Origin of the sequence: uncultured Porphyromonas sp. (assembly GCF_947254915.1) — a bacterium.
Lineage (GTDB): Bacteria > Bacteroidota > Bacteroidia > Bacteroidales > Porphyromonadaceae > Porphyromonas.
In genome coordinates, this window is sequence record NZ_CAMYEZ010000167.1 from 1 (window position 1) to 2,838 (window position 2,838).

The 2,838-nt window shown below is 55.1% G+C and carries 2 protein-coding genes; both read left to right on the forward strand.

The window, feature by feature from the left end; genetic code table 11:
- The first annotated feature begins 124 nt into the window (after positions 1-124).
- Entirely contained in the window at positions 125-2,125 is a 2,001-nt protein-coding gene (locus Q0X57_RS08075; protein ID WP_297729964.1) for a S9 family peptidase, read from the forward strand.
- Between the two features lie 6 nt (positions 2,126-2,131).
- Entirely contained in the window at positions 2,132-2,749 is a 618-nt protein-coding gene (locus tag Q0X57_RS08080) for an HAD family phosphatase (RefSeq protein WP_297729966.1), read from the forward strand.
- Positions 2,750-2,838 lie beyond the last annotated feature (89 nt).

Below are 2,838 nucleotides of genomic sequence, written 5' to 3' on the forward strand. Positions count from 1 at the left end.
GCATTCAGTAATCTATGGTCGCCTCGAGACGACCATTCCTTCACACATCTCATACTATCCTATGACTAGAAGAAACTTGTTTCGTAGCCTCGTGGCTCTCATTTTCTCTACATTAGCTCTGCCTATGACTGCACAGCAAGGGACCAAGCAGATGACCCCAGAGATGCTCCTCACGATGCCTCGTGTAGGAAGCTACGCTCTAGCGCCTAATGGTAAGCAGGTGGTCTACAACGTATCCCAACCCTCTATTAAGGACAACAACAGCCGCACCTCTATCTACCTCATCAATAGCGACGGCACAGGACGTACCGAGCTGACAGCACCCTCCGCGGGGAGCGAGTACACGCCACGCTGGAGCCGGGACGGCAAGCAGATATACTTCATGCGTGGCACCGACCAGGGCATGCAGCTCTTCGCACGCACCCTTAGCAATGGGGCTGAGCGTCAGCTCACAGCCATCAATGGAGGCATCGTTGACTACCGCTTCTCGCCCGATGAGAAGACGCTCCTCTACGTGCAGGACATCAAGGCTCGCCCCGTCATCACGGACGTTTATCCTGATCTAGACAAAGCTGACGCACGCATCATCGATGATCTGATGTACAAGCATTGGGACGAATGGGTCTCAACGATGCCACACCCCTTTATCGCAAAGGTTACGGCACAGCCCATTACCAAGGGTCTGGACCTTCTCGAAGGTGAGCCCTACGAGGCACCTATGCGTCCGCACAACGGTATCGAGGATATAGCCTTTAGCCCTGATGGCAACCTCATCGCCTACGCTTGTCGCAAGAAGACCGGACTGGAGTACAGCCTCTCGACCAATAGCGACATCTACCTATATAATGTATCGACTGGCGAGACGACCAACGTTAGCGAGGGCATTATGGGCTACGACACGAACCCCGTCTTCAGCCCCGACGGTCGCTCGCTCATCTGGATCGGTATGGAGCGCGACGGCTACGAGTCTGACCTGCAGGTGCTATACCTTTACGACTTGGCTAAGAAGCAGTACCGTCCTCTCACGGCCGACTTTGAGTACAACATTGCCAACCCCACCTGGAGTGCCGACAGCAAGACCATCTACTTCACCACCTGTCGTGAGGCGTTGACCCACATTTACAGCTATCAGCTTGCTAATGGCAAGATCAAGCAGATCACCGACGGGCAGTACAACTACACCGGCTTTGACCTTAATGACAAAGGTGTCTGCGTAGCCTCTCGCCAAGCGATGACCTACCCCACAGAGCTCTTCATGGTCAACCTGAAGAACGGCAAAGCCACTGCGCTAACTGCGGAGGACAAGCCAATCATGAGCCAGCTAGGCAACCTAACTTGCGAAAAGCGCTGGATGCCTACGACCGATGGCGGCAAGATGCTCACATGGGTTCTCTACCCACCGCACTTTGACAAGAACAAGCAGTACCCCTCCATCCTCTACTGTCAGGGTGGTCCGCAAAGCACCATTAGCCAGTTCTGGTCTTACCGCTGGAATCCACGACTCATGGCGGAGCAGGGCTACATCGTCATCCTCCCCAACCGTCACGGCGTGCCAGGCTTTGGCAAGGCGTGGAACGAGCAGATCAGTGGCGACTACAGCGGGCAAAACATCCGCGACTACCTCACCGCAGCGGACTTGATGCGTAAGGAGCCCTTCATCGATCCTCATCGTATGGGCGCTGTCGGCGCTAGCTACGGTGGTTACTCAGTCTACTACCTAGCAGGTGTACACGAGGGTCGCTTCGCAGCCTTCATCGCTCACGCTGGTATCTTCAACCTCGAGGCGCAGTACCTTGAGACTGAGGAGAAGTGGTTTGCCAACTGGGATATGGGCGGTGCTCCTTGGGATAAGGACAACGCTACGGCTCAGCGCACCTTTGCCAATTCCCCTCACAAGCTAGTCGACAAGTGGGATACGCCTATCCTAATCATTCACGGAGAGCATGACTACCGCATCCTCGCTTCGCAGGGTATGATGGCCTTTGACGCAGCCAAGATGCGTGGCATACCGACGAAGATGCTCCTCTTCCCCGAGGAGACGCACTGGGTCCTCAAGCCTCAGAATGCCCTCCTATGGCAGCGCACCTTCTTCGACTGGCTCGACCGTTGGCTCAAGAAGAAGTAAGAAGCCGTGATAGATACACTCGTATTTGACTTAGGAGGCGTCTTAGTGGATCTCCAGCCGGAGGTGTCGCTAAGACGCTTCCGTGAGCTAGGCGTCCAGGACATCGATGAGATGCTCAATCCGTACCGACAGCTCGGTGTCTTCCACGATCTAGAGATGGGGCTCGTGGGGCGTGAAGGGTTTGTCGCACGGCTCAATGAGCATGCGGGTACAGCCCTGACTGATGAAGAGATCAATGAGGCGATTATGCTCTTCCTCAAGGAAGTGCCTCAGTACAAGTTTGACTATCTAGAGCAGCTGCGCAAGCAGTACAAGATCTATATCCTGTCAAACACCAACCCCTACATCATGGCTTATGCCCACAGTCCGCACTTCCTCCCCGCCACGGGGCGGACGCTGAGCGACTATGTGGACAAGATCTACGCTTCCTGTGATATGCACACGATGAAGCCCGACCGAGCTATCTATGAGCAGATGATAGCGGACAGCGGGATGGTGCCCGAGCGGACGCTCTTCATCGACGACAGCACGGCCAATCTGGAGGCAGCCTCAGCACTTGGCCTGCAGACCCTCCTAGCGATCAATGCCACGGACTGGCGACCCGCACTAGAGGCTCGTCTGTAGCACGACTAGACCACTCTAGTGGGACTATAGTTGGGTATTACTTACCGGTAGCTCCGTAGGGATTTTGAAGTTCCTACGGAGCTATTTTT

Excerpts from the sequence above, each read along its gene's own strand:
- Q0X57_RS08075 (WP_297729964.1), top strand. The coding sequence starts at position 125 with ATGACTGCACAGCAAGGGACCAAGCAGATGACCCCAGAGATGCTCCTC.